The sequence below is a fragment of the Streptomyces sp. NPDC026672 genome, assembly GCF_040638185.1.
GTDB lineage: Bacteria > Actinomycetota > Actinomycetes > Streptomycetales > Streptomycetaceae > Streptomyces.
Genome location: NZ_JBEZXS010000044.1, coordinates 50,422 through 76,675, shown reverse-complemented (window position 1 = coordinate 76,675; position 26,254 = coordinate 50,422). Strand labels below are relative to the sequence as shown.

Below are 26,254 nucleotides of genomic sequence, written 5' to 3'. Positions count from 1 at the left end.
GACCTCATCCGGGACGCGGGGTTCAAGCCGGTGGAGCGCAACACCCGTTACGAGATCATCCGCGAGTACGACGGACCCGACCCCGCCCGCCGCGAGGCACCCCAGCCCATGCGGGTGTGAGCGACGAGCTGTGGCACAGTGGCTCGCCGGCCACGGCCTTCTCTCCCCGCCGCGCGCTCCGGCGCGCGGCCTCACGACGGAACCAGCAGACAGGTGGACATGTCCCAGCAGACGACGACCGAGCAGGCCTTCGAGGTCTGGATCGACCATGATCTGTGCACCGGTGACGGTATCTGCGCCCAGTACGCGCCCGAGGTGTTCGAGCTGGACGTGGACGGCATCGCCTATGTGAAAGACGAGGACGACGAGCTGCTCCAGGAGCCCCGCGCCGCCACGCGGGTGCCCCTGACGCTGCTGCAGGACGTCGCGGACTCCGCGAAGGAGTGCCCCGGCGAGTGCATTCACGTGCGCCGCGTCTCCGACGACGTCGAGGTCTGGGGCCCGGACGCGGAAAGCGCCTGACCCGCGCCCCGCACCGCGCCCCGCTCCACCGAGCGCACCAGGTCGCGCACCTGGTGCGCCGCCCCTCCGGAAGGACATCCGCGCCCCATGAGCCCACGACCCACGGACGATCTGTGGATCCGCAGCTTCCGCCCCGCCCCTGAGGCCCCCGGGCGGCTGGTGTGCTTCCCGCACGCCGGTGGCTCCGCCAGCTACTACCTGCCGGTGGCCAATGCCCTGAGCCCGGACGTCGACGTGGTCGCCGTGCAGTACCCGGGCCGGCAGGACCGGCGCAACGAGCCCGGACTGACCACGGTCGCCGAACTCGCGGACCGGGTGACCGAGGTGCTGGCGGGCCGGGACGACCGGCCGCTGACGTTCTTCGGGCACAGCATGGGAGCGGTCATCGCCTTCGAGGTGGCCCGGCGGCTCGAAGCCTCCGGCACCGGGCCGGTGCGGCTGTTCGCGTCGGGACGGCGGGCGCCCTCCCGCACCCGCAACGAACGCGTGCACACCTACGACGACGACCGGCTCGTCGCCGAGATCCGCTCGCTCAGCGGCACCGACTCGCGCTTCCTCGACGACGAGGAACTGCTGCGCATGGTGCTGCCGGCGATCCGCAGCGACTACACCGCCATCGAGACCTACCTGGCCGCCCCGACCGACACCGTGCGCTGCCCGGTGACCGTGCTCGTCGGCGACGACGACCCCAAGACCTCGCTCGACGAGGCGCGGGACTGGGACGGCCACACCCTCGGCGGCAGCGAACTGCGCGTCTTCCCCGGCGGCCACTTCTTCCTCACCGACCGGGCGGCGGACGTCCTCGCCCTCCTCACCGAGCACTTCACGGCGGAGGTCTCCCGCCGGAGGTAGGACCGGCACGGGCCACCAGGCAGGGCCGCACACACCCGGGCGGGCGCCGGACACCCCGGCCCGTCGCACCTTCACCTCCCCCCTCGTACCTGTGCGCCGCGGGCACCGCGTCCGCCCCGCCGCCCTTCCCCGACCCGTTCCGGAGCGTCCACAGATGACCGAACAACTCGTCGCCGAACCCACGCCGGTGCCGCGCGCCAAACGGCAGCGCCCCCGTGTCGGGCACATCGAGTTCCTCAACTGCCTGCCGCTGTTCTGGGGGCTCGCCCGCACCGGCAGCCTGCTCGACCTCGACCTGCGGGCGGACTCCCCGGACGGCCTCAACGAGGCACTGGCCGCCGGCGACCTCGACGTCGGGCCGATCAGCCTGATCGAATTCCTGCGGCACGCCGACGACCTGGTCGCCCTGCCCGACATCGCCGTCGGCAGCGACGGCGACGTCATGTCCTGCCTGATCATCAGCCAGGTACCGCTGGACCAGCTGGACGGCGAGACCGTCGCGCTGGGCTCCACCAGCCGCACCTCGGTACGGCTGGCCCGGCTGCTCCTGGAGGAGAAGATCGGAGTCCGGCCCGAGTACGTGGTCCGGCCGCCCGACCTGCGGACGATGCTGACCGACGCGCGCGCGGCCGTCATCATCGGCGACGCCGCGCTGAGCGCCGCCCTGCACGAGGCCCCCGGGCTCGGCCTCCAGGTCCACGACCTGGGCCGCATGTGGAAGGAGTGGACCGGACTCCCCTTCGTCTTCGCCGTGTTCGCCGCCCGCCGCGACTTCCTCGCCCGTGAGCCCGAACTGGTGCGGCAGGTGCACGCCGCCCTGCTGGCCTCCCGCGACCTCTCCCTCAAGGAGGTCGCCGAGGTGAGCAGGCAGGCCGCGCAGTGGGAGGCGTTCGACGCCACGACGCTGGAGCGCTACTACACGGAGGCACTCGACTTCCGGCTCGGCGCCCAGCAGCTCGCCGGCATCCGCGAGTTCGCCCGCCGGGTCGGCGGAGCGGAAGAGGGCTTCCCGACCGACGTGGTCGTACGCCTGCTCAACGACGCCGCCGAGTGACACCCCGCACGACCAGGACCACCATCCCCAGCCCGGAAAGGCCGGCACCATGCCCCGACCTGTACCGTCCCCGTACCAGCCCGTCCTCGACCGCGCCGCCGAGGGCGGCCGCATCACCCCCGAAGAGGCGCTGACCCTCTACCGTGACGCTCCGTTGCACGCGTTGGGTGCGGCCGCGGACGCGGTGCGGCGGCGTCGGTACGCGGGCACTGAGCACATCGCGACGTACATCATCGAGCGGAACATCAATTACACGAACGTGTGTGTCACGGCGTGCAAGTTCTGCGCGTTCTACGCGGCCCCCAAGGACACGGCCAAGGGGTGGACGCGCGACCTGGAGGACATTCTGCGCCGGTGCGCGGAGACCGTGGAGCTGGGCGGGACCCAGATCATGTTCCAGGGTGGCCACCACCCCGACTACGGCGTGGAGTACTACGAGAAGCACTTCGGCGCCATCAAGAAGGAGTTCCCGCAGCTGGTCATCCACTCGCTGGGGGCGTCCGAGGTCGAGCACATGGCGCGGATCTCGAAGGTGTCGGTGGAGGAGGCGATCGGCCGTATTCATGCGGCGGGTCTGGACTCGTTCGCGGGTGCGGGTGCGGAGCTGCTGCCGGAGCGTCCCCGCAAGGCCATTGCGCCGCTGAAGGAGAGCGGTGAGCGGTGGCTGGAGATCATGGAGACCGCGCACGGTCTGGGTGTCGAGTCGACGACGACGATGCTGATGGGTACGGGGGAGACGAACGCGGAGCGGATCGAGCACCTGCGGATGATCCGTGACGTGCAGGACCGCACGGGTGGCTTCCGCGCGTTCATCCCGTACACGTACCAGCCCGAGAACAACCACCTCAAGGGCCGCACCCAGGCGACGTTGTTCGAGTACCTGCGGATGATCGCGGTCGCGCGTCTGTTCCTGGACAACATCCAGCACATCCAGGGCTCCTGGCTCACCACCGGCAAGGAGATCGGCCAGCTCACCCTGCACTACGGCGCCGACGACCTCGGCTCCGTGATGCTGGAGGAGAACGTCGTCTCGTCCGCCGGCGCCAAGCACCGCTCCAACCTGATGGAGCTGATCACCCTCATCCGGGGCGCCGGCCGCACCCCCGCCCAGCGCGCCACCACCTACGAGCACCTGACCGTCCACGACGACCCGGCCAACGACCCGGTCGACGAGCGGATCGTCTCCCACATCTCGTCCACCGCGATCGCGGGCGGCACCGCCCACCCCGAGCTGAAGCTGCTCGCGGCGAACTGACCGCACCACCGGACGCCAACACAGGACGGAGAAGCCATGCCGGCTGCCATCCACGCCGAAGGTCTCGTCAAGACCTTCGGAAAGCTCCGCGCCCTGGACGGAGTCGACCTCACCGTCCCGGAGGGCGGCGCGCTGGGGCTGCTGGGTCCCAACGGTGCGGGCAAGACGACCACCGTCCGTGTGCTCACCACCCTGCTGCGCCCCGACGGGGGCACCGCCACGGTTGCGGGCCACGACGTGGTCCGCAACCCGGACCTGGTCCGCCGGTCGATCGGCCTCTCCGGCCAGTTCGCCGCCGTCGACGAACGGCTGACCGGACGCGAGAACCTGCGCATGATCGGTGAGCTGTACGGCCTGCGGTCGGGCGCCGCCCGGCGGCGGGCCGAGGAACTGCTCACCCAGTTCGACCTGCAGGAGGCCGCAGGCCGGGTGTCCAGCACCTACTCGGGCGGCATGAAGCGCCGGCTCGACCTGGCGGGCGCCCTGGTCGTGCGCCCGAAGGTGATGTTCCTCGACGAGCCCTCGGTCGGTCTCGACCCCACCAGCCGCCTGCTGCTGTGGGACGCGATCGACAAGCTCGTCGCCGACGGCACCACCCTCCTGCTCACCACGCAGTACCTGGAGGAGGCCGACCGCCTCGCCCAGATGATCGCCGTCGTCGACCACGGCCGGATCATCGCCCGGGGCACCCCGCGGGAACTCAAGGTCCGCACCAGGCGCCAGCAGATCGAGGTCGTCGTCGAACACGCCGAGCAGATCGACGCCACCACCGAACTGCTCGCCCGCGTCGGCGGCCGCACCCCGGACGTGGACCGCGCCCGGCTGCTGGTCTCCACGCCCGTCGAAGGCGGCGTGCAGCTGTTGAGCGAGGTCATAGGCGCCCTGGCCGACGCCGGCATCGAGGTCAGCGACATCAGCCTGCGCCGGCCGACCCTCGACGAGGTCTTCCTGGCCCTGACGGACCCGTCGTACGGCGCCCGGTCCGAACGCGCGAAGGTATCCACCGGCGCGTCCAACGAGAAGGAGTGATGACCGTGGCCTCGGCCGTACGGTCCGACACCACGGACGTCGTCGATGCTCTGCGTCCCGCGTCCCCCGCGAAGGCGCTGCACGACGCGGTCGTGATCACACGCCGGAACGTCATCAGGGTGATCCGCCTCCCCGAGGCGTTCATCCTCACCCTCATCCAACCGATCATCTTCGTCATGCTGTTCGCGTTCCTCTTCGCGGGCTCCTTCTCCCTGCCCGGCGCGGACGGCCCGGAGACCTACCGCGAATACATGATGGCCGGCCTCTTCGCGCAGACCATCGCGTTCTCGTCCACGAACAACAGCAGCGTGTCCATGGCCAACGACCTCAAGAGCGGCATGGTCGACCGGTTCCGGTCGCTGCCCATGTCCCGGGGCGCGCTGATGACCGGCCGGGTGGCCTCCGACCTCATACAGAACATCGCCGTCACCACGGGTCTCATCGGCTGCGGCCTGCTCATCGGCTGGCGCGCCCACCACGGACTGCTGCGCGCCGCCGCCGCCTTCGCCCTGCTGCTCCTGCTGGGCTTCGCCCTGTCGTGGGTGGGCGTACTCGTCGGACTGTCGGTGCGCGCCCCCGAGGCCGCCGCCACCGGCAACTTCCTGTGGCTGTTCCCGCTCACCTTCCTGTCGAACGCGTTCGTCGCGCCGTCGACGCTGCCCAGCGTGCTGCGCTGGATCGCGGAGTGGAACCCGCTCACCGCCACGGTCCAGGCCGCCCGCTCCCTGTTCGGCAACCCGGGACTGCAGTCCACGACCGGTTGGCCGGCCGAGCACGCCATCGCCGTGTCCCTGACCTGGTCGATCGTCATCGCCCTGGTGTGCCGGACGCTGGCGGTGCGCCGCTACCGCGCGTACACCGGCTGACCCGGGGGAGCGCGGGGAGCGTGACTGGGATGTTCCGTGCCGAACTCGTCCGGCCGCTGCACGAGTTGCTCGCCGGACACGCCGAACAGCGGCCGCGGCAGGTCGCCTTCCGGGACGCCTGCCGTTCGGTGACGTACGCCGAACTCCACCTGCGCACCGCCCGGATCGCCGGCCACCTGGCCGAACTCGGGCTGGAACGCGGGGACCGGGCCGTGATCCACCTGCCCAACCGGGTGGAAGCGGTGGAGAGTTACCTCGCCGTCGCCCGTGCGAGCGCGGTCGGCGTACCGCTGGACCCGCAGTCGACCGACGCGGAGCTGGCCCTCCTGCTGGACGACTGCGCGCCCACCCTGATGATCACCGGCGCGGACCGGCTGCCCCAGGTGCGCCGGGTGCTGGCCGACCGGCCGGGCGTGACGGTCGTCGTCGTACGGGAGCGGGCCGCGGCCGCCGGACCCGGTGATCCGGCCGGCCCCGGCGACGACCACGGGCTGCCGGAGTTCGAGGCCCTGGCGGCGACGTGGTCGATCCGCCGGCCGGCCCGCGACGACCTCGGCCTCGACGAGCCCGCCTGGGTCACGTACACCGCCGGCACCACCGGCCGGCCCAAGGGCGTGGTCTCCACCCAGCGCTCCTCGCTCTGGGCGACCGCCGCCTGCACCGTCCCCCTGCTGGGGCTGTCGCCCGACGACCGGGTGCTGTGGTCCATGCCGTTCCACCACGCCGTCACGCACGGCATGGGCGTGCTCGGCGTGCTCGCGGTGGGCGCGACCGCGCGGATGACCGCCGACGACATCGTGGCCACCGCCCGCGAGGAGCGCTCCACCTTCCTCGTCGGCGTGCCCGCCATGTACCGGCGGATGGTGGAACGGGCCCGCTCCGGCGGCGCCGACGACGACCTGCCGGAACTGCGGCTGTGCATGGTGGCGGGCGCCCCCTGCCCGGTGTCGCTCCACGAGGCGTTCCGCGCCGCGTTCGGCATCCGGCTGGTGGACAGCTACGGCAGCACCGAGACCGGCGGGGCCATCACCACCAACCTGCCCGAGGGCCCCCACGTACCGGGGTCCTGCGGACTGCCCGTGCCGGGGCTGACCCTGCGCCTGACCGACCCGCGCACCGGCGAGGAGGTGCCCCGCGGAGCCGAGGGCGAGGTGTGGGTCTCCAGCCCGGCACTGATGCACGGCTACCACCGCCAGCAGGAAGCCACCGCCGCCGTCCTGGCCGACGGCTGGTACCGCACCGGCGACATCGCCTGGCAGGACGAGGCCGGGTTCGTCACGATCAGCGGACGCCGCAACGAACTCATCATCCGGGGCGGCGAGAACATCCACCCCGGGGAGATCGAGGCGGTGCTCGCCCGCGTCGACGGCGTCGCCGACGCGGCCGTGGCCGCCCGGCCGCACGAGGTGCTCGGCGAGGTCCCGGTCGCCTACCTGGTGGCCGGACCCGGCGGCATCGACACGGACGCGGTGCTGACCGCGTGCCGCGCCGAACTGTCCGCCCACAAACTGCCCGTGGAACTCCACGAGGTCGACGAGGTCCCCCGCAACCCCGCCGGGAAGATCTACCGCAGACGCCTCGCCGGCCTGGCCGGCCGCCTGCTCTGGCGCAGCAGCCGCGCGGCCGACCGGTCCGTACGGGGTTACGAGGACGCCCTGGACCTCGGACTGCTCGACAGCACGCACCCGTTGCTCCAGGCCGTGATCGAACTGCCCGGCGACGACGCCCTGTCGCTCTCCGGCCGGCTCCGGGCCGACGGGGACACGGCGCTGCCCGTGCACGACCTGGCCGGCACCCCGGTCCTGGCGCCCGCAGCCCTGGTCGACCTGGTGCTGCACGCGGGCCGTCACGCCGGCTGCGGACGGCTGGTGGAGCTGACGGCTCACGAGCCGCTGGAACTGCCCGCCCACGAAGGCGTCCAGCTGCGGGTGGGCGTCGGCACGTCCGGCACCGACGGCGTACGGCGGGTGACCGTGCACGCCCGCCGGGAGGGCCCCGGCGACGGCACCGGGGTGCGCGGGCGGCCGTGGACCCTGCACGCCGCCGGCACGCTCGCCCCCGAACCGGTCGTCCCCGCCTCGAAGGAACTGGACGTCTGGCCGCCGGCCGACGCCCGGCCGGTCGCACCGGAGGAACTCGCGGGCGGCACCGTACCACCGGAGTTGCGGACGCTGTGGCGGCGGGACGGCGAACTCCTCGCCGAGGTCGCGCTGCGCGACGACGCCCGGGACCGGGCGGCCGCGTTCGGCCTGCACCCGGTACTGCTGGACGCACTGCTGCGGCTCCCCCTGCCGCCCGTGCCGCATGGGGACCCGTCCGCGTCCGCCGGTCCGTCGTGGCGGCCGGGCTCCTGGTACGGGGTGAGCCTGCACGCGTCGGGGGCGAGCGCCCTGCGCGTGCACCTGCGGCCCCGGTCCGGCGGCGGCTTCGGCATCGAGGCCGCCGACCGGACGGGGGCCGCGGTACTGACGGTGGAGCGGATGACTCCGGGCACGTGAGACCCGGGGCGCGTGACGGTCAGGCCGTCAGTACGGCCGGCACGGCGTCCCGGCCCGGGCCGAGGCAGCGGCGCGGATCCGTCGGCGACGGATCCCGCAGCAGCACCTCGCGCACGGCACGGGCCAACGCCACGTTCAGCGCCGTCCCGATGTTGATCTTCCGCATGCCGACCAGAACCGCGGCGCGCAGTTCCGCAGGGGACCCCGGACGACCCGTGCAGCACCAGCAGGCCCGGGACGGCGTCCCGCAGGCGTGCGATGAGCGCGTGGTCCAGCGCCGCCGACCGTCCGGTCATGGCATGGCTGCTGCCCACCGCGACCGCCAGGGCGTCCACCCCCCCGTGCGCCCACCGCGCCGCCGAGGCGGTGGCGGCGAGGTTGCCGGCGTGGGGCAGCGCCCCGCCGTCGAACATCACTGACGGTAGGACAACCAGCTCCCGTCTTCCCCGAGTCCGCCCGCGTCTGGCTGTGGGCCGAACACGGCGCCGTACCGCTGACCGACGCACCCCCCGTTGTCACCCACATCGCCTGGCCCGCGCACAGCCGCTCCCTCGCCCTCGCCGGACCGATCCGCACGGCCACCCGTCTCTGACCCACCGCCGGACACAGCCGAACGCCCGGCCGGGCGTGCCCCGGCCGGGCGTTCGTCGAGGTGGGCGGGGTCAGTCGTCCGCGTCGGCCCCCGGTTCGATGATCATGGCCTCGCGGCGGAGTTCCGGCCAGAGCTTCGACCAGGGCTCCTTCGGGTCGTCGCACACCCAGATCGGCATGCCCTGGTTGATGTTGTCCACGCCGAGGCGGTTGTCCACCCGGCCCTTCCGGCTCACCGAGCCGAAGTACTTGTCGAGGTACGCGGCGTCCCCGCCGACGAAGACCACGTGCCGCGTCGTGTCCGCGGGCTGCCCGAAGTACCAGTACGAGCGGTTGCCGCTGTACACGGGCGGCAGCCCCCGGGACGGCCCGTAGCGGTCGAGCGCCGCGGCCTGCTCGTAACGGTCGGTCAGGATCACCGTGGTGCTCCGGTCCGCGGCCGGCATCGCCTTGTAGACGTCCGAGACGGAATCCGCCATCTCCGGCCAGCCCACGGTCTCCATGGACACCCGGTCCGACGTGTCCGCGAGCTTGCTCAGCGGATAGACCGGCAGGAGCGTGAAGATGCTGGCGAGGGACACCAGCACCAGCGGAGTGGCGATCCACCAGCGCCGCTTCTTGATCGCGGGACGGTCCTGGAGGTCGGCCGCGGCTGCCGCCCAAGGCAGGATGAAGTACGAGCCGGCGTAGTAACCGCGCCCCCCGGTGACCGCGTACACCACGACGATGCCCACGAACGCCCAGCCGAGGAAGCGGTACGGCCGCAGCTTCGGCAGGCCGAACAGCCGGACCAGCCCGTGCACCAGCAGGAGCACCCCGAGGAGACCCGCCGACCCCAGCACGGTCAGCAGCATCCGGAACCCGCCGCCGTTGTTCGTGGCGACCTCGTCGGTGATCGCCCGGGTGACGGCGAGCTGCGGCCAGTCGTGCTGGGCCTGCCAGATCAGCGAGGGGAGCGTCACGGCGACCGCGATCAGCGCGCCGATCCAGAGCTTGGGCCGGCGCAGCAGCTCGCGCGGTCCGAGGACGAGCACCGCCACGATCACCGCGGCCCAGAACGTGACCGCGAGGTACTTGGTCTGGAGCTCGACGGCGACCACCGCGCCCAGCGCGATCAGCAGCCGGTCGTCGCGCAGCCTGACCCAGCGCACCAGCAGCCAGCAGGAGAGCATCGCGAAGAAGATGTCGACGCCGTTGGTGATGAACAGGTGCCCGGACTGGAGCGTGATCGGCGCCAGGCCGGAGGCGACCGCGACCAGGAGCTGTGCGTTGCGCCGCCCGCCCATCTCGCGGGTCGTCAGAGCGGTGAGCACCACGCTTCCGCCGGCCAGCAGGGCCGGCAGGGTCCGCAGCGCGACCGGCGACCCGCCGAAGACGACGTCCATCACATGGGTCAGGAGGGGGAGGAGCGGGGGCTGATCCGCGTACCCCCAGTCCAGATGGCGTCCCGCGACGAGGAAGTACAGCTCGTCGCCCGAGTATCCGAAACGATTGCTGACCAGCAACAGCAGCAACGTGACGGCCGCGGCGGCGCCCCACACCGGGCCGCGGGCGAGGGGCGGAACGCCCGCGGGGGCATCCGGCTCCGTCACCGGCGATTTCTCGTCGTTTTCCTGTCCGGAGAGAAGCGTCATACAGATACCCCCAGCATGGAGTGAAGAGAACGTCTCCGCGCGGTGGCATACGACGTCATGATCGTGGACCGACAACGCTCCACCGTAGCCGCGGGCCCTGTAGGGAGATCCCTAGGCTCCCGTGCGCGTGTGATGTCGCCGGTATTGCAGGGCGTGTATCCGGCGGCTATCGCGCTCGTTCCGCGACCAGCTTCTCCAGCACCGCCACGGTGTCGTACGCCGACGGCATCGCGGCCACCTCCTCGCTCAGCCGCTGCGCCGCCGCCCTGTGCTCCGGCTCGTCGAGCAGCCGGAGCAGCTGCTCACGGATCTGACCCGTGCTCAGTTCGCTGTGGTGGACGAAGAAGCCCGCCCCCTCGCGCTCCAGCGACCGCCCGCGGAGCTCCTGGTCGGCGATGTAGGTGGAGGCGATGAGCTGCGGGACGCCGTGCGTCAGGGCGGTGCAGAAGGTGCCCCAGCCGCCGTGGTGGACGACCGCCGAGCACGTGGGGAGCAGCGTGTGCAGGGCCACGTCGTCCACCACACGGGCGTTGGCCGGGACGGGACCCAGCTGAGCCTTCTGCTGGGGCAGGACGGTGACCACGATCTCGATGTCGAGGTCGGCCAGGGCGTCGAGGACGGCGGGGATGGAGATGTAGTCGCCGCCGTACGCCTCGGTGTTCATGTTGCCGAGGGTCAGGCAGACCCGCGGCCGCTTGGGCGGCTCGCGCAGCCAGTCCCACAGCACGGACGTCCCGTTGTACGGCTGGTAGCGGACCGCGAGCTGCGGCAGCGGGCTGGCCGGACGCAGACTCTCGGGAAGGACCTCGACCGTGTAGTCGCCCTGGACGAGCTCCTCGTCGCAGACGATCCCGTACGGCCGGCCGCGTTCGTTCAGCCAGTCGGCCAGCGGATCGACCCGCTCGTTCTCCGGGAGTTCGGACAGGAGGTCCACGTAATGGCTGCGGGCCAGGCCGTAGACGTCGGCGCACCACAGCATGCGCAGGTGGAGCGCCCCCGCCGCACGGGCGGCCAGCGCCCCCGCGTACGCGAGCGGGTCCCGGACGACGACGTCCGGCCGCCAGTCCCGCGCCAGCGCCACGAGGTCGTCCAGCACCGGGTCGTTGTAGAGGGCGAAGCCGTAGGGGACGCTCAGCTCGTAGCAGGACTGCAGCGTCGCCAGGTCCGTGTCGGGCCGTGCCAGCCGGCTCCAGTTGGTCAGCTCGCTGTCCTGCGTCTCGCGGGCCGCGGCCAGCCGGGCGTACATCGTGTGGTCACGGCCGACCGGCGCCGCGACGAGACCGGTCCCGGTGATCGTGTCGGTGAAGCCCGGGCTGTTGGGCAGCAGCACCTCGTGCCCGGCTGCCGTGAGCGCCCACGCCAGCGGCACCATGCCATAGATGTGGGATTTCTCCGGCAGGCAGGTGAACATGACCTTCATACGGACTTCTCTCCGCCCTGGATGAACCGAATACCGCACTGCTTCTTTTTTCTCGCCCGGCGGGGACCGGTGAATTGAATTTCTCTCCGCGACCGGATTGCCCCGCCCCTCGCATCGGCCATCGTCGCGCACGCTCCTGTCGGACATGCGGATACTGCGGTATTTGTCTAGGGGAAGTCCTAGTGACGGAAGGGGCTTTGTCCGTGATCCGCCCGACGTCGCCGCACCCGGTGTTACTGTCCTTGCCCGTCGGGCAGCGGACCGTCGTAAACGGCAGCCTTCGACTGTCTCGTGACACGTACAAAACTGTCCCGAGACACTTATCAAGGAGAATGTTGATGAAAGTTGAAGGCGTCTACATCGACTCTCTGGGTGTCGATCTCCACGAATGGGCCGACGCCGAGCAGGCGGTCGCGGACGGGCTGATGCCGGCGGACATGCTCTCCGTCAGCGGCCTCACCGGAGCCTATACAGCCGGTGACACGCCCGCCATGGATCTCGCCGTGAACGCCGCCCGCCAGGCCTTCAGCCGCTCCAAGATCCAGCCCGACGAGATATCCGCCTACCTGCACAGCGCGGTCAACCAGCAGGGCCCCGAGGGTTCCTATCCGCCCGGATACATCATGCGGGAGCTGGAACTCGCCAAGGCTCCGGCGTTCTACCTGCGCCAGGGCTGCAACGGAATGCTCAGCGCCCTGGAAGTGGCCATCGGGCAGATCACCGGCGCCGCCGAGGCCGAGTCCGTGCTGCTGACGACGGGGGAGAACTTCGGCGGCCCCGACACCAACCGGTGGGCGGACGGCCAGAACCAGACCTACATCCTGGGCGACGGCGGCGCGTCGGTCCTGCTCAGCGCCGACTCCGGCATCGCCGAGATCAGGGCGCTCAACGCCGGGGTGCAGCACCGTCTGGAGCGGTGGCACCGGGGCAACGGCCCGCTGCACGACCACGACGACCACGCCCTGTCCGGGATGGCGGGGATGGCGAAGCGGGCGGCGGAGTTCTACGAGACCGACCTGTCGATCACCGAGACGCTGGAGTGGATGACCAGGTTCGACCTGGAGATCATGCAGCGCACGCTCGTCGACGCCGGCCTCAACGCCTCCGACATCTCCAGGATCCTCACGACCCACGTCGACGGCCGCGTCGTCGAGTTCTCGGTGACGGCCCCCCTCGGGCTGCCGCTGTCCCGCTCGGGGTTCGACTTCGGCAAGGGCGTCGGTCACATCGGCGGAGCGGACACGTTCATCGCCCTGGAACACCTGATCCGTACGGGCGAGGTCGGTCCGGGCGACAACGTCCTGCTGATGTCGCACGGCCCGGGGTGGATCTGCGCGGCGGCCGTCGTGACCGTCACGCGGACGCCGGACTGGGCCACGGTCTGACGCCCTGACGCCCGATGCCGGCCGGCGGTCGGCACACAGCCCCGCGGCCGGCCGACCGGCCGCGGGGCCGCGCGCGTCCGGCACGGGTGCCGGTGCGTGCGTCGGGGCAGGTGCCGGCGCCTCCGCCGGGGCTACGCCGGGGCGACGTGCGCGCCGAGCGCCCCGGACCGCGAGCCGGCACCGTCCACCAGGCACAGCTCCCCGTCCTCGGTGCGCCGCACGACGTCGCCGGTCCGGAACCAGACGCGGTCGCCGCGGACCACGAACCGGTCCTGGCCGCCGCGCCCCCCGAGATAGCCGGCGGCCTGGAACGGCGTCGACACGACGAGTTCACCGGTCCCGGCGCCCTGCAGCACCGCACCGCCGGACACCACCTCGGCGAGCGCGCCCGGCAGCGGACCGCCCAGCGGCAGCACGTCCAGGTCGGCCGTCTCGTGCGGGCCGACGGTGCGCATCATGCTGCTGTTGGTCTCGGTGCAGCCGTACACGCCGTGCAGCCGCGCCACCGGGAAGACCCGCCGCAGCCCGGCCCGTACGGCACCGGGCACCTGGCCGCCCGTCAGCAGCACCTCCCGCATACCGGGGAACGTGCCGCCGTCGCCCGCCCCGGCCAGCAGCCGCAGGAAGGGCGGTGCCGCCTGCACCACGTGCGGCCGGGTCGCCTCCAGCAGCCCGGGCAGGTACTCCGGATCGCCGGTCCGGTCGTGGTCCACCGGTATCACGGTGCCGCCGTGGCGCAGCGTCGCCCAGGTCTCCAGCAGCGACGGGCAGGCGTCGAGGGGCGCGAAGCCGAGCACCCGGGTCCCGGCGCCGATCGCGAACGTGACGCGCACCCAGGAGGTGAAGGCGTCGATGCCCCCGGCCCCGAGCGGGACGACCTCGGGAAGTTCGTCCCCGCCGGGGGCCGTCAGCAGTAAGGCCGTGCCCGGCGGCAGCGCCGGCACCGCGCGCCGTCCCGCACCGACGTGACGGTGCGTCAGCTCGTCGCCGGCCACACCGAGGACGCCCTGGCAGCCACTGCGATCGGCCAGCTCGGTCAGCGTGGCCGGGGCCAGGTCCGCGGGGGCCGCCAGCAACGGCCGGCCGTCCCGCAGGCACGCCAGCACCGCGGCGAGGGCCGTGACCGACCGGGCTGCCTGGAGCGCGAGGGGTCTGCGGGGGTCGGGGTACCGGGCGGCCAGCTCCGCGCCGATCCGGTCCGCCGCCGCGGCCAGCCCGGCGTAGCTCACCGCCTGTCCGCCGTCGTTCCCGCACAGCAGCGCCGGGGCGTCCGGAGTGCGCTGCGCGCGCTCCATGATGTCTACTGCCAGAGATCTGGGCATGACTCTCCATCGGTGAGGACATCGGGCACCCTGTTCTGGTCACCCATGCACTCATTGGATACCGGCCCGGACCCGGAGCGGGGAAAACGGTCGAAGCCCCGGGCAGGTGCCAGAATTCGAGCTCGGCCGGTAGGGAATGGGCGGACGTATGGTAAAGGACATGAGCCAAGGGAAGGTGCACCCGAGGAACGTGTGTACGGTGAATGCGGTCCTGAAACGCATTTCGTCCCCGGCACGGATGCCGGGGACGAAAGAGTGAGAAGGAAATACCGGAGCCGAAACGCGGGAATCGCCCCCGGTCCGACGGTAATTACTCCGCGTCGGCCTCCGCCGGACCCGAGTCCAGCAGCTGCCCGATCAGGTACCGGGCCATGTCCACCGGGGTGTCGAAGTCGAACACCAGCCCCGCCGACAGCCGGAGCCCCGTCGCCTCCGCGAGCGCCGTACGCAGGTGCAGTCCGGTGAGCGAGTCGAACCCGAGGTCCTTCAGCAGGGCGTCCGCCGGCACACCCCCTGGTGTCGTGCGACCGAGCACACCGCCCGCCTTCTCGCACACCAGGTCGACGACGGCCGTCTCCCGCTCGGGCCGGCTCATCGCCGCCAGCCGGTGCCGCAGGTCGTGCTTCTGCGCCGGGGTGTTCCGCGCGGTGCGGCGCGCGGGAGCGGACACGAGCGCGCGCAGCACGGCGGGCACGGAGCCGGCCCGCGCGTCGTCGTTCAGCCCGGCGAGGTCCAGCCGCCCCGCGACCAGCAGGCTGCGGTCCGCCGCCCACGCCGCGTCGAAGAGCCCCGGGCTTTGCTCCGGGGCGAGCGGCCGCGTCCTGCCCGGCGTCCGTGGCCGCCGGTCCGTCGCCGTCCCCCCCGACGGGTTGCCTGCCGCGGCCCACGGACCCCACGCGATCGACGTCGCCGGGACGCCCCGGGACGCGAGGTGGTGCGCGAAGGCGTCCAGGAAGGTGCCCGCCGCCGCGTGGTTGGCCTGCGCCGGAGTGCCCAGGACACCCGCGAGCGACGAGTACAGCACGAACTGCCCCACCCCCGCCTCCCGGACCGCCTCGTACAGGTTCACGGCCGCGTCCACCTTGGGGCGCAGCACCCCGCTCAGCCGCTCCGCGGTCAGGGACGGGAGGATGCCGTCGTCCGTCGTGCCGGCGGCGTGGACGACGGCGCCGATCCGCTCACCCGCGAGCAGCGCGGTCAGCGCCTTGAGGTCCGTCACGTCGCACGCCGCGATCCGGACCCGGGCCCCCAGTGCGGCGAGCTCGGCCTCCAACGCGGCCGCTCCCGGGGCGTCCTGCCCCTGACGGCTCGTCAGCAGCAGGTCCCGCACACCGTGTTCGGCCACCAGATGACGGGCGAGCGCGGAACCCGGCGCGCCCGTACCGCCGGTGACCAGCACCGTGCGGTCCGGACCGGCGTCCAGCACGGGCAACTCGGCCGCCGGCGCGACACGGACCAGCCGCGGGACGCGCGCGGTGCGCCCGCGCAGCGCCCACTGCGGCTCCGCCAGGGCCGCCACCCGGTTCAGCGTGCGCCAGGTGGGCTTGGCCCCGTCCGTGTCCACGAGCGTGAAGCAGCCCGGGTACTCCGACTGCGCGCTGCGGATCAGACCCCACACCCCCGCGGCCCTGAGGTCGAGCGGCGCCGTGCCGCCCGGCCCGTCGGCCCCCGGGACGGCCCGCTGGGTGAGGAACACCAGCCGGGACCCCTCGTACGCGGGCGTGGTCACCCACGCGCGTGCCGTCTCCAGCGCACGGACCGTCGTGGCGTGGACCGCGTCCGTGAGGTCCTGCCCGGACGGCTCCGCGCCGCTCCCGGGGAACGGGACGACCACGACGTCCGGAACCCGGTGGCCCCCCTCCACGGCGGCCGTCAGTTCCGCCAGGTCCGCGTACACCTCCGTGTAGCGTCCGGCCGACATCAGCGAGGACCGCGTCCGCGCGACGTCGTCTCCCAGCAAGGCCCACGTGGTGTCGGAGTCCGCGGCCGCCGACCGGGTGTCGACGTCGCTCCACTCGATGCCGAACAGGCTGTCCTGCTGCGCCACGGCGGCCGACCTGAGCACGCCGCGCGCCGCCGGCTCGAACCGCAGCGCCGGGGCCGAGAGGACGGGAGTACCCGTGGCGTCGGCGGCCGCCCACGACACCGTGCCGTCGCCGTCCGGTCCAGGGACGACCCGCGCCCGCAGCACGCAGGCGCCGAACGCGTGCAGCGACACCCCCTGCCAGTCGCGCACCCGCCAGGACGCGGCCGTGCCGGGCAGCACGCCCTGCGACCCCGTGACACCGAGCAGGGCCTCGGCGAGGACGGGGTGGAGCCCGTACCGGAGCGCGTCGTCGGCCTGCGCGTCCGGCAGGGCGACCTCCGCGAACACCTCGGCACCGTGGCGCCACACGCCCCGTACGACGGAGGCCGGGGCCGTTCGCTCACCCTGCCACTCGGCCTCGGGGACCGGGACGGCGTCCGCGGGCGGCCAGGCCTCCAGGTCCCAGTCCGGCAGCTCCGCCGCCGCGACCAGCTCGCCGGTCGCGTGGCAGGTCCAGGGCAGGCCCAGGACCTCGTCCCCGCGCCGGGAGTGCACGGACACCGTGCGGACGCCGGTCTCCTCGCCGGCACCGACGGTCACCCGCAGCTGTGCGCCCTCGGCGGGCGAGGGGACGAACGGCGCCTCGGTGGTGAGGGAGCGCAGCCGGCCCGAGCCGAGCTCCTCGCCCGCCGCCAGCGCCAACTCCGCGGCCAGCCAGCCGAGTTCGCGCTCCGTACCGCCGGGCAGTTCGTCCGTCAGCCAGGGGTGGGTGTCGGCGGAGACCCGGCCGGTGAACACCACGGTCCCGGTGCCCGGCACCTCGACGGCCGAACCCAGCAGCCCGTGCGCGACGGCGACGACGCCCAGCCCCGACGCGCCCGGACCGCCCGGCGTGGCGAGAGCGTCGGCCGGCTCGGCGGCGGCCTGAGCCGACGGGTTGACGGCGAGCAGCGTGCCGGGCAGGTCGGCCAGCAGCCGGCGGGCGATCTTCCCGGTCGACGTGCGCGGGACGGACTCGACCGCGTGGAACTCCTCCGGCACCTTGAAGTACGAGAGTTCCCGGCGGCAGACCTCCAGGAGCTGCTGCGGGTCGATGCCGTCCGCACCCTCCGGCCCCGGCACCAGATAGGCGACCGGCACCTCGCCGAGCACCGCGTGGGGCCTGCCCGCCACCGCGGCCTCGGCCACGCCGGGCACCCGGGCGAGCACCCGCTCCACCTCGCCGGGGTGGATGTTCTCGCCGCCGCGGATGATGAGTTCCTTGACCCGGCCGGTGATGGTGAGCTGGCCGGAGGCGTCCTGCCGGCCGAGGTCGCCCGTGCGGTACCAGCCGTCCACGAGGACCGATCCGGTCGCCTCGGGGTCGTTGTGGTAGCCGAGCATGGTGCCGGGACTGTCCACCCAGATCTCGCCCTCGTCCCCGGCCGGCACCTCCTCGCCGGTCCGCGGGTTCGCCAGCCGCAGGGCCAGGCCGGGGAGCGGGTGGCCGCAGGACCCCAGGACCCGCGGTCCGGTGGGCGCCTGCGTGGTGATGGCCCCGCCCGTCTCGCTGCTGCCGTAGCTGTCCAGCAGCCGGATGCCGAAGGTGGCCTCGAACGCCTCGTGCAGGGCGGGCGGGCAGGCGGAGCCGGCCGCCATGCACACCCGCATGCTCGGCAGTGCGATCCCCTGCTCGCGCACCATGTCCACCATGCGGTGGTAGGTGGTGGGAGCGCTGACGAGGAAGGTCGCGCGTTCGCTGCGGACGGCGTCCGCGATGTCGTCCGGGTCCGCCCCCTCCAGGATGTGGGCGAAGGAGCCCACGCTCAGCGTGGCGAGGACGCCGATGTTGTGCGAGACGGCGTGGTACAGCGGCATCGGCCACACCATGCGGTCGTCCGGGGACAGCCCGAGGATCGGCGCGGTGCACGCGGACGTCGCCCACAGCGACCTGCGCTGGGTCGACACCACGCCCTTGGGACGTCCGGTGGTCCCGGAGGTGTAGAGGATCCAGGCCGGCTCGTCGAGCCCTAGGTCGTCCCGTGCGCCGACGGGCGGCGGCGTGACGGCGAGGTGCTCGAAGTCGGCGGCTTGCGCGACGGGTTCCGTGGCCCCCACGGCGATGACACCGCACTCCAGGCCGGCGGCCTCCGCCGTCCGCACCACCTGCGGCACCTGGGCCGCGCTGCTGATCACCAGACGGGCACCGCTGTCCGTCAGGTGGTGGGCCAGTTCCGCGTCGGAGGAGCGCCGGTCGACCGGCACACCGACGGCGCCCGCGCGGGTGACGGCGAGGTAGCCCTCGACCATCTCGACCCGGTTGTCCATACGCAGCAGGACCCGGTCGCCGCGGTCGACGCCGAGCGCGGCCAGGTGCCCGGCCAGGAACCGGGTCCGCCGTTCGAGGGCGCCGTAGGTGACGGAGCGCCGGGAGTCCTGGAAGGCCGGCTCGTCCGTGCGGTGCCGGGCGTGGTCCGAGAGGATCTGGTGCAGTGGCCGGGTCGGTTCGGGAGACGGCTCTACGGTCACGGTTCTGGACTTCCAATCACATCGGCATGACGTGCGCGGACGCCGGTGATCCGGGCCGGTATCACCCCGGCGCCCTGGGCACCCGCGGCGGCACGGCTCTCCCGCCACCCTCGGGTCAGTATGTCGACGGGGACGTTAGGTCTTTTTCTAGACCCGGCCGCCCCGGGCCCCGCCGCCCGCGGCCGCACCGGAGCCCCGTCGAAGCCCCGACGACCACGTGCCGGAGCCGGGCAGGACACGGAAACGCCGGTGCTCCCCCGACACAGGGGGCACCGGCGTCCGGGCGGGGCGCGGGGATCAGCCGGTCGCGGCCACCGTCGCCTCGTACAGCGTGTCGACGATCCGGTCCACCTGGTCCGCGCTCACGATCAGCGGCGGGGCCACGGCGAGCACCGGGCCCTCGCTGCGCACGACGACCCCGGCGGCGAGACACGCCTGGGACACCTGCGCGGCACGGGCGAAGGAGTCGAACTCGACGCCTGCGAGCAGACCGACGCCGCGCACGTCGCTGACCCCGTCCAGGCCCTTGAGACGGTCCGTCAGCTGCCCGCACAGGCGTTCGCCCATGGCGGCGGCGTGCTCGATCAGCCCCTCCTCCTCGATGGTGCGCAGCACGGTCAGCGCGACGGTGGCACCGAGGGCGTGCCCGCTGGTCGTGTGCCCGTGCCGCAGACCGCCGAGCATCGGGTCGCCGGCGAACACGTCGGCGACGGCCGTCGTCATGGTCACGGCGGCGAACGGCACGTACCCGGCCGCCAGCCCCTTGCCCGTGGTGATCACGTCCGGCCGGATGCCCTCGCGCTGGTGCGCGAACCACGCCCCGGTACGGCCCAGACCGGTGGTCACCTCGTCGATGACCAGCAGGACCCCGTGCCGGTCGCAGACCTCCCGGACGGCGCGCAGATAGCCCGGCGGCAGCGGGCGGATGCCGCCCACCCCGAGAACGGGTTCCACGAAGAACGCGGCGACGTTCTCCGCGCCCTGCGCGAGAATGGCCTCCTCCAGCGCCTCCGCACCGGGCCGGCCGTCACCCGCGGACCCGGGCGTGGGGATCTGCACGAACCCGCCGGGCAGCGGCCCGCAGCCCGACCAGGCGAGCGGCGTGGCCGACATCGCGGCGGCCGCGACGGTGGTGCCGTGGTAGCCGTCGGCGAGCGAGATCACCGTGGTCCGCTGCGTCTCACCGCGCAGCGCATGGTACATCCGCACGATCCGGATGGCAGCCTCGGAGGCCTCCGAACCGGAGTTGCAGAACAGGGTGCGCTCCAGCGTCCCGCCCAGCAGTTCGGCCAGCCGGGCCGCGAGCAGCACGGCGGCCTCGTTCGACGACCCCAACAGGGCGTACGTCATCAGCTTGCCGGCCTGCTCCTCGATCGCGGCCAGCACCCGGGGGTGGCCGTAGCCGAGCGTCGCGTTGAACTGGCCGCTGCGGCCGTCCAGGTACGTCCGCCCGAACGAGTCGGTGACCTCGCAGCCCCGGCCCTCGACCAGCATCAGCCGGTCGCCGATGCCCTGCGGGGTCCAGGGGTGCAACAGGTGACGGCGGTCGAGCTCGGCCAGCTCTTCGCCGGTACGGGTCTGCGGTGCGGTGTCGGTCATCGGCGCGACTCCAGGTCGGGAACGGGGCGGACGGCGGGGGGCACGGGTCACCAGCGCACGGCGGTCGCCGCGGCGAAGTCACCGGCGTGCGCGAAACCGGACAGCACGACGAGGTCGCCCTTGGCGATCCGTCCCTCGTCGCGGGCCTGGGCGAGCGTCACCGGTATGCCCGCGCCGAAGAGGTTGCCGTACCGGTCGAAGGTGTCCGGGTGGCGTTCGGGCTTGACGCCCAGGTCCTCCCGCCAGTTGCGCAGGAACATCCGGTTCGGCTGGTTGGTGACCAGCAGGTCGATGTCGGTGGTGGGGGTGCCGATGCGTGCGCACAGCTCCCGGGTCACCTGGGGCACGATGTGGTTGCCCCGCTCGACGATCTGCTTGACCTTGCTGTCGGTGAAGCCGATGTCGATCTCCCCCTCGCCGGGCTCCCAGTACTTGCGGGTGCCCACCTCGAGGGTCATGTCGTTGGCGTACTCGACGCCGTGGTGCGTCACCACGTCGAGGATCGGGGACTCGTCGCCCGCCGTCAGGAAGCCGACGCCGCAGCCGTCCCCGGGCACCGGGGCGTGCTTGCGGCCCCTGACCTCCGGCCGGGCGAAGAGCTGCCCGGCCATGTTCTGGACGCAGCAGATCAGGGCGGTGCGGGCCTGGCCCGAGGCGATGAGCCCGCGGCCGATCTTCATCAGGTGCACGAAGGCGGCACAGCCGCTGTTGTGCACGTCGATGATCCACTCGGGTACGGGGTCCAGCCCGAGCCGGGCCACGATGTCGGCGCCCGCCCCGGTGAACGCCCGGTCCGGGAGCGCCACGTTCGTCAGGACGACGTCCACCCGGCCGTCGCCCAGCGCCCTCCGGCGCTCCAGCACCGGCAGGGCCGCCGCGACGGCCATGTCGGTCGCGTTCTCGTCCGGCGCGGCGTGCCGGCGGGCGGCCGGCGGGCCGAACATCGCACCGTCGGTGTCCTGGGCGTCCTCACCGGTGTAGAAGTTGGTGCCGACACTGCGCTCGGGCAGGTAGCTGCCCACGTCGACCAGGCTGACCGGGATCATTCGCCCGCCTCCGGCGCCGCCGCGACCGCGACCGGGAGGCCCCGGCTGCTGCGGTACTCGAGGATCCGCTTGAGGTTGTCCAGTTCGATGCGGTGCCCGGCGTAGAACAGCGGCCACAGGTCCCCCACCCAGATCCGCTCCGGGTCCGGGGCCAGCTCGGGGTACGGGTTCTTGTCGTAGTTGGGGTGGTGGCAGTTGGTCCACAGGATCACCGAACCCCGCCTGCCCAGCACCTGCTCGGCCGGCACGATCCGGAACAGGTAGATCATCCAGAGCTCGTCGCCCTGGTCCCAGGCGCAGTGGTAGTCGAGCGTCAGCGCCTCGCGGTTGGGCTTGAGCCGCATGTAGATCCGGGTGTTCTCGGCCAGGGTGTCCCAGCCGACGTAGAGCCCCTCGGTGCCGGTCGGCTCGAACGCCCGCGTGCTGACCGAGTACTCGTCCAGGCTGTTGATGTCACAGAGGTAGTCGAAGACGTCCTCGGGCGGACAGTCGACGTACTCCTGGATCGTGCAGTAGTCCCCGTACACCTCGTCGTGCGGGTACTCCGCCTTGGTGCGGGCGGTGGCCTGCGCGAGGAGTTCGTCCACGCTGTTCGTCTCGCACCGGATGAGGCCGGGGATGTCAGCCAACTGGTGTGGCGCGGTCGTCATGTTGTGCTCCTGCGGAGGTGGGCTGGTCGTCGATCAGACGGAGGAACGGTACGAACGGGGGCATCTCGTCCGGATCGGACTCCACGCACACCAGGGCCGGGCCGGAGCCGTCGTTCGTCGTGAGCAGGGCACGGCGCAGTTCGTCCGCCGTGGTCGCCGTGACGGCCGGGAGCGAGGGGAACATGGCCCGCGCACCGGCCGCGATGTCGGCGGGCTTGAACGTGTTGTACGAGTAGTCGGCGTCCAGCAGCAGCCGCTCCCGGGTGACGCACATCCCGTGGGCGTTGTTGTTGAAGACGACGAAGGTGACCGGCACGTCGTGCTCGACGGCGGTGTGCACCTCCATGCCGTGCGCGTAGAAGCCGCCGTCGCCGGAGACCACGTAGGTGCGCCGCCCGGTGGCGAACGCCGCCCCGATGCCGGCGCCGAAGCTGTGCCCCATGCCGCCCATGCCCAGGGCGAGGATGAAGGCGCCGTGCCGGGGCACGGTCAGGTGGTGGATGACCGCCGAGCTGGAGTTGCCGGCGTCGGACACCACCGTGGCGTCGTCGGGGAGCGCGGACTCGATGGCCCGGACGGCGTCGGTGAGCCGCACACCGGGGGTGGCGGGGCGCGGCGCCGCCAGGTACTCCGGGCCGCCGCCCGGCAGTTCGCGCCCGGACGGGGGCAGTGGCAGCGCGCCGAGCAGGTCGGCGAGGGCCCTCAGTTCGGTGCGCAGGTCGCCGCCGACGTGGACGACCGGTACACCGTCCCGGTGCGGTTCGGCGAAGGGCGGTTCGGGGTCGTAGCAGACCAACGGCGTGTCCTGGAGAGCCGGTTCGAGACCGGTCCGGGCCATCACCGGCAGCCGGGTGCCCACGAGCACGCAGACGGCGGCCTTCTCCAGGTGGCGTTCCACCGACGGGTGCCCGATCGCGCCGGTCACGCCCACGAAGCGCGGGTCACGGTTGTCGAAGGCGTCCTTGGCCTCCGGTGTCACGGCCACCGACGCGCCCAGCAGCCGGGCGAGTGCGGCGACCTCCGCGCGCAGGTCCGCGCGTCCGACGCCGTCCCCGGCGATCAGCAGGACGTCGGCCCCGCCGGTGACGGCCTCGGCCAGCAGCCCCGCGGCGGCCGCCCGGTGCTCGGCCGCAGGGGCCTCCCCGACCGGGGGCAGCAGGCCGTCGAGGGGCGGGAGTCCGTCCGCCGGCGCCTGCTGGACGTCCTTGGGCAGCAGCAGGACGGCCGGCCCGCGGTGCGGTCCGCGGGTGGCGGCGACCGCCTCGGCGAGCAGCGCGGCGGTGTCGCCCGGATCGTCGACGCGGGCGCAGAAGCGCGAGATGGGGGTGAAGAGGCGGACCGCGTCGAAGGCGCCCGCCCGGCCGCTGGAGTCCTGGAAGGCCCCGCGGCCCTCCAGCGGGCGGGGCGGCTGGCCGATCAGGGCGAGCATGGGGACGCGTGCGGCGTACGCCTCCGCGAGGCCCGGGACCAGGTTCATCGCGCCGGCCCCCGAGGTCGCCATGACGACGCCGGGCCTGCCGGACGTGCGGTGGTACCCCTCGGCCATGGTGGCGGCGGAGAACTCGTGCTTGGCGACGACCGCCCGGACGGCTCCGTCCGACAAGTGGGCGGCGTCGTAGAGGTCCTCGATGTTCGCGCCCCCCACCCCGAACACATGGTCGGCTCCCCGCGCGGCCAGGGAGGAGATGAGGTAGTCGGCGACACGGGGACGCATGTGCGGGCGCGGGCGGCCAGGGGGCATCTTCGTCTCCTAGGTCTCCTAGGGGCTCGACGAGCTCCCCGTATGCGTCTCTTGCTGTCTCTACGGTGTTCCGGCAGGTGTTTCTGCGGGCGACCGCGCGAGCGGTCCCGTGGCTGTTCCCGTGACAGAGGCGATCGGGCGGGGTATTCCGGAGTCCCCGTGACGGAGCGGCACTCACCGTCGGCCGGGCGGACGGCCACAACGTAGCGGCCCCCCGCCCACCGGCCGTCCCGGCCCACCCCGGACTGGAACTTTCACTAGTGTTCCCCGCCCGCGGTGAGGGTGGTTTTCAGGCCGAGTACATGAAGGGGGAGTCGTAGGTCCCCTCGCAGATCAGCTTGAGACCCCCGTCGGCCCGGAAGAGCGCCGACGCGATGTACCTCTCGGAACCGTCTTCGGTCCGCTGCGCGTAGGCGTTCACCTGGTAACTGGGGTTTCCGGACACCCGGGTGACGCCCGTCTGCCAGCAGGCACCCGGGGGAATGCGCAGATCGATGCCCAGGTCGGGCGCCGCCACGTGCACGCGGTAGAGGCCGTGGGCGCAGACCTCAAGTGTTTCCGGAGTCGCCGCCTGCGCGGACCCCGCGCCCAGTCCGACCGTCGCGGCCGCGACCGTCAGCGCACCCATGGCTGTCGCGGTGAAACGGTGCACCGCGCTTTTGAGGGCTGCATTTCCGAAATGCATCGCCCCTCCTCGAAATCGATGGAGTGAGGTCGTGGTTCTCTTTCGGGGTGCCGGTCACACCGGGTACATGTACGGGTTGTCCGCGGTGCCCGCCGTGTAGAGGGTGAGGCCCTGGTCCCCCCGGTAGAGGGCGGACGCGATGTAGCGGCTCGTGCTGTTGGTGGGGGTCCGTACGTAGACCTTCACCTCGAAGGACGGGTTCCCGTCGATGCCCTGGATCCCCGTCTTGAAGCAGCGCAGGGGGTCCACCGGCGCGTGGATGCCCAGCGCAGGCGATTCCACGAACAGGGCGTAGCCCCCGGAGGCACACACCTCCAGGAACCAGGGGGTGGCCGCCTGGGCGGACGTCGCGCCCGTACCGACAGTGGCCGTGGCGAGTGCCACGGCACCCAGGGCCGCCGCCGCCGTGCGGCGTGCTGTCTTCTTCATGTGCACCAGATCTCCCGGAGAGACAGTGATGGAGTGTCCGACGCGCACACTCCATCAGCCGGGTGTGCTTTTTTTGTTGTCGCGCCTCGTCCGAGGAAGGCGGGGCGGTCCAGTGAGGCGAGTGGAGGAGTGGTGGGCATGGGCGGACGGATGCTCGGGGACGGGCAGCGGTGTCAGGTATGGGTCGTCGACGTGGCCGACCGGAGCATCACGATGTGCCACGAGAGCGACGGCGTGCTGCTGGAGGCGCCCAACTGGACCCTCGACGGCGAGGCGCTCGTCCTCAACGGTGACGGGGTGCTGTGGCGGCTGGACCTGGCGTCGGGTGACCGCGTACGGATCCCCACCGAGGGGCTGCCGGACCTCAACAACGACCACGTGCTGCACCCGGACGGCGCGAACGTCCTCGTGTCGGGGGAGGACGGGCACATCCACCGGGTGGCGCTCGCCGGCGGGCGCGCCGTGCGGCTCACCGGCGACCCCACCACCCGCCAGTACCTGCACGGCGTCAGCCCGGACGGGCGGGCCCTCGCCTACATCGAGACGGTCCGGGACGATCCGCGCGTGCCGGGAGCCGTGACCGTCGCCCCGGCCGCCGGGAGCACCGACGCGGACACCGGGAACACCGGGGACACCGGAAACGTCCTGAACGCCGGTGCGCGGCGGCTGGACACCGGCCGCGGGCACAGCGACGGCGCCGAGTTCACACCCGACGGGGAGTGGATCCTGCTGAACACCGAGGCGTTCACCGACGCCCCCGGGCACGCCCAGCTGGCGCGGATCCGGCCGGACGGGAGCGGGTTCGAGCGGCTGCGGACCTCGGGCGACGTGGACTGGTTCCCGCACATGTCGCCCGACGGCCGGTACGTGACCTTCGTCGCCTTCCCGCCCGGCACCCTGGGCCACCCCGCGGACCTGCCGGTCCGGGTCCGCACGGTCGCCGTCGCGGACTGGGACACCGTACTGCTCGACATCGCCCTGTTCGGAGGTCAGGGCAGCCTCAACGTCAACAGCTGGTCACCGGACGGTGGCCGGTTCGCCTTCGTCGCCTACCCCTACCCGGCCGACCGTACGGTCGTCGTGGACGGGTGAGCGGCCGTCGAAAGCGTTCGCCCCCGTGGAACGGAGGTTCGCCGTACGGC

At 72.6% G+C, this 26,254-nt stretch carries 19 protein-coding genes and 3 pseudogenes; 11 read left to right on the top strand and 11 right to left on the bottom strand.

Features of this window, described 5'->3' with window-relative positions; genetic code table 11:
- The 8 genes and pseudogenes from AB0F77_RS35340 to AB0F77_RS35305 all read left to right on the top strand — a co-directional run.
- A pseudogene (locus AB0F77_RS35340) lies at positions 1 to 120 on the top strand (aminofutalosine synthase MqnE); the annotation flags it as partial.
- 99 nt (positions 121 to 219) lie between these two features.
- The gene (locus tag AB0F77_RS35335) at positions 220 to 522 is read left to right on the top strand and encodes a ferredoxin (RefSeq protein WP_361956229.1); all 303 of its coding nucleotides are present in this window, start codon (positions 220 to 222) and stop codon (positions 520 to 522) included.
- A gap of 87 nt (positions 523 to 609) precedes the next feature.
- Positions 610 to 1,374: an alpha/beta fold hydrolase gene (locus tag AB0F77_RS35330; protein WP_361956226.1), complete on the top strand. Its 765-nt coding sequence runs from the start codon at positions 610 to 612 to the stop codon at positions 1,372 to 1,374.
- 154 nt (positions 1,375 to 1,528) lie between these two features.
- Positions 1,529 to 2,428, top strand: coding sequence for a menaquinone biosynthesis protein (locus AB0F77_RS35325; protein WP_361956223.1), 900 nt, complete (start codon positions 1,529 to 1,531; stop codon positions 2,426 to 2,428).
- Positions 2,429 to 2,477: 49 nt separating this feature from the next.
- A complete protein-coding gene (gene mqnC, locus AB0F77_RS35320) occupies positions 2,478 to 3,683 on the top strand; it encodes a cyclic dehypoxanthinyl futalosine synthase (RefSeq protein ID WP_361956220.1) in 1,206 nt (401 codons plus the stop codon).
- A gap of 36 nt (positions 3,684 to 3,719) precedes the next feature.
- Entirely contained in the window at positions 3,720 to 4,712 is a 993-nt protein-coding gene (locus AB0F77_RS35315; RefSeq protein WP_361956217.1) for an ATP-binding cassette domain-containing protein, read from the top strand.
- On the top strand, positions 4,712 to 5,578 hold the full coding sequence (locus tag AB0F77_RS35310; RefSeq protein ID WP_361956214.1) for an ABC transporter permease: 867 nt from the start codon (positions 4,712 to 4,714) through the stop codon (positions 5,576 to 5,578). The genes AB0F77_RS35315 and AB0F77_RS35310 overlap by 1 nt, the downstream gene beginning before the upstream one ends.
- Positions 5,579 to 5,607: 29 nt before the next feature.
- Positions 5,608 to 8,076, top strand: coding sequence for an AMP-binding protein (locus AB0F77_RS35305; protein WP_361956238.1), 2,469 nt, complete (start codon positions 5,608 to 5,610; stop codon positions 8,074 to 8,076).
- Between the two features lie 19 nt (positions 8,077 to 8,095).
- Here the strand turns inward: AB0F77_RS35305 and AB0F77_RS35300 are convergent.
- Positions 8,096 to 8,495 (bottom strand): annotated as a pseudogene (locus tag AB0F77_RS35300) (class II fructose-bisphosphate aldolase); the annotation flags it as partial.
- 2 nt (positions 8,496 to 8,497) lie between these two features.
- Between AB0F77_RS35300 and AB0F77_RS35295 the strand changes: the two are divergent.
- Positions 8,498 to 8,668: pseudogene (locus tag AB0F77_RS35295) on the top strand (LysR family transcriptional regulator); the annotation flags it as partial.
- A 70-nt stretch (positions 8,669 to 8,738) separates the two neighbouring features.
- On the opposite strand, the gene AB0F77_RS35290 reads toward AB0F77_RS35295, so the two are convergent.
- Positions 8,739 to 10,259 carry a glycosyltransferase family 39 protein gene (locus tag AB0F77_RS35290; RefSeq protein ID WP_361956211.1) on the bottom strand — a complete coding sequence of 507 codons (1,521 nt, stop codon included), beginning with the start codon at positions 10,257 to 10,259 and terminating at the stop codon, positions 8,739 to 8,741.
- 208 nt (positions 10,260 to 10,467) lie between these two features.
- Positions 10,468 to 11,721, bottom strand: a complete 1,254-nt coding sequence (locus AB0F77_RS35285) for an activator-dependent family glycosyltransferase (protein WP_361956208.1) — start codon at positions 11,719 to 11,721, stop codon at positions 10,468 to 10,470.
- A gap of 338 nt (positions 11,722 to 12,059) precedes the next feature.
- Here AB0F77_RS35285 and AB0F77_RS35280 point away from each other — a divergent pair, with 338 nt between their 5' ends.
- On the top strand, positions 12,060 to 13,106 hold the full coding sequence (locus tag AB0F77_RS35280) for a ketoacyl-ACP synthase III family protein (protein WP_361956205.1): 1,047 nt from the start codon (positions 12,060 to 12,062) through the stop codon (positions 13,104 to 13,106).
- 131 nt (positions 13,107 to 13,237) lie between these two features.
- Here the strand turns inward: AB0F77_RS35280 and AB0F77_RS35275 are convergent, their stop codons facing one another.
- The 8 genes from AB0F77_RS35275 to AB0F77_RS35240 all read right to left on the bottom strand — a co-directional run bounded on the left by AB0F77_RS35275 (position 13,238) and on the right by AB0F77_RS35240 (position 25,112).
- Positions 13,238 to 14,428: an AMP-binding protein gene (locus AB0F77_RS35275; RefSeq protein ID WP_361956202.1), complete on the bottom strand. Its 1,191-nt coding sequence runs from the start codon at positions 14,426 to 14,428 to the stop codon at positions 13,238 to 13,240.
- Positions 14,429 to 14,738: 310 nt separating this feature from the next.
- Positions 14,739 to 18,962, bottom strand: a complete 4,224-nt coding sequence (locus AB0F77_RS35270; RefSeq protein ID WP_361956199.1) for an SDR family NAD(P)-dependent oxidoreductase — start codon at positions 18,960 to 18,962, stop codon at positions 14,739 to 14,741.
- A gap of 297 nt (positions 18,963 to 19,259) precedes the next feature.
- The gene (locus tag AB0F77_RS35265) at positions 19,260 to 20,561 is read right to left on the bottom strand and encodes an aspartate aminotransferase family protein (protein WP_361956196.1); all 1,302 of its coding nucleotides are present in this window, start codon (positions 20,559 to 20,561) and stop codon (positions 19,260 to 19,262) included.
- 47 nt (positions 20,562 to 20,608) lie between these two features.
- Positions 20,609 to 21,607, bottom strand: coding sequence for a 3-oxoacyl-[acyl-carrier-protein] synthase III C-terminal domain-containing protein (locus AB0F77_RS35260; protein ID WP_361956193.1), 999 nt, complete (start codon positions 21,605 to 21,607; stop codon positions 20,609 to 20,611).
- A complete protein-coding gene (locus AB0F77_RS35255; RefSeq protein ID WP_361956190.1) occupies positions 21,604 to 22,257 on the bottom strand; it encodes an SRPBCC family protein in 654 nt (217 codons plus the stop codon). Before AB0F77_RS35255 ends, AB0F77_RS35260 begins: the two co-directional genes overlap by 4 nt.
- Positions 22,229 to 23,998, bottom strand: a complete 1,770-nt coding sequence (locus AB0F77_RS35250) for a thiamine pyrophosphate-binding protein (RefSeq protein ID WP_361956187.1) — start codon at positions 23,996 to 23,998, stop codon at positions 22,229 to 22,231. The genes AB0F77_RS35255 and AB0F77_RS35250 overlap by 29 nt, the downstream gene beginning before the upstream one ends.
- Positions 23,999 to 24,287: 289 nt before the next feature.
- The gene (locus AB0F77_RS35245) at positions 24,288 to 24,626 is read right to left on the bottom strand and encodes a hypothetical protein (protein ID WP_361956184.1); all 339 of its coding nucleotides are present in this window, start codon (positions 24,624 to 24,626) and stop codon (positions 24,288 to 24,290) included.
- 111 nt (positions 24,627 to 24,737) lie between these two features.
- Positions 24,738 to 25,112: a hypothetical protein gene (locus AB0F77_RS35240; protein ID WP_361956181.1), complete on the bottom strand. Its 375-nt coding sequence runs from the start codon at positions 25,110 to 25,112 to the stop codon at positions 24,738 to 24,740.
- Between the two features lie 138 nt (positions 25,113 to 25,250).
- Here AB0F77_RS35240 and AB0F77_RS35235 point away from each other — a divergent pair, with 138 nt between their 5' ends.
- Complete coding sequence (locus tag AB0F77_RS35235; protein WP_361956178.1) at positions 25,251 to 26,204, top strand: hypothetical protein; 954 nt, start codon at positions 25,251 to 25,253, stop codon at positions 26,202 to 26,204.
- The last annotated feature ends 50 nt before the right edge of the window (positions 26,205 to 26,254 follow it).

Bases quoted from the DNA above. Each gene is read 5' to 3' on its own strand.
- AB0F77_RS35335 (WP_361956229.1), top strand. From the start codon at position 220: ATGTCCCAGCAGACGACGACCGAGCAGGCCTTCGAGGTCTGGATCGAC.
- AB0F77_RS35330 (WP_361956226.1), top strand. From the start codon at position 610: ATGAGCCCACGACCCACGGACGATCTGTGGATCCGCAGCTTCCGCCCC.
- AB0F77_RS35325 (WP_361956223.1), top strand. From the start codon at position 1,529: ATGACCGAACAACTCGTCGCCGAACCCACGCCGGTGCCGCGCGCCAAA.
- mqnC (WP_361956220.1), top strand. From the start codon at position 2,478: ATGCCCCGACCTGTACCGTCCCCGTACCAGCCCGTCCTCGACCGCGCC.
- AB0F77_RS35315 (WP_361956217.1), top strand. From the start codon at position 3,720: ATGCCGGCTGCCATCCACGCCGAAGGTCTCGTCAAGACCTTCGGAAAG.
- AB0F77_RS35310 (WP_361956214.1), top strand. From the start codon at position 4,712: ATGACCGTGGCCTCGGCCGTACGGTCCGACACCACGGACGTCGTCGAT.
- AB0F77_RS35305 (WP_361956238.1), top strand. From the start codon at position 5,608: ATGTTCCGTGCCGAACTCGTCCGGCCGCTGCACGAGTTGCTCGCCGGA.
- AB0F77_RS35285 (WP_361956208.1), bottom strand. From the start codon at position 11,721: ATGAAGGTCATGTTCACCTGCCTGCCGGAGAAATCCCACATCTATGGC.
- AB0F77_RS35280 (WP_361956205.1), top strand. From the start codon at position 12,060: ATGAAAGTTGAAGGCGTCTACATCGACTCTCTGGGTGTCGATCTCCAC.
- AB0F77_RS35275 (WP_361956202.1), bottom strand. From the start codon at position 14,428: ATGCCCAGATCTCTGGCAGTAGACATCATGGAGCGCGCGCAGCGCACT.
- AB0F77_RS35265 (WP_361956196.1), bottom strand. From the start codon at position 20,561: ATGACCGACACCGCACCGCAGACCCGTACCGGCGAAGAGCTGGCCGAG.
- AB0F77_RS35260 (WP_361956193.1), bottom strand. From the start codon at position 21,607: ATGATCCCGGTCAGCCTGGTCGACGTGGGCAGCTACCTGCCCGAGCGC.
- AB0F77_RS35255 (WP_361956190.1), bottom strand. From the start codon at position 22,257: ATGACGACCGCGCCACACCAGTTGGCTGACATCCCCGGCCTCATCCGG.
- AB0F77_RS35250 (WP_361956187.1), bottom strand. From the start codon at position 23,998: ATGCCCCCTGGCCGCCCGCGCCCGCACATGCGTCCCCGTGTCGCCGAC.
- AB0F77_RS35245 (WP_361956184.1), bottom strand. From the start codon at position 24,626: ATGGGTGCGCTGACGGTCGCGGCCGCGACGGTCGGACTGGGCGCGGGG.
- AB0F77_RS35240 (WP_361956181.1), bottom strand. From the start codon at position 25,112: ATGAAGAAGACAGCACGCCGCACGGCGGCGGCGGCCCTGGGTGCCGTG.
- AB0F77_RS35235 (WP_361956178.1), top strand. From the start codon at position 25,251: ATGGGCGGACGGATGCTCGGGGACGGGCAGCGGTGTCAGGTATGGGTC.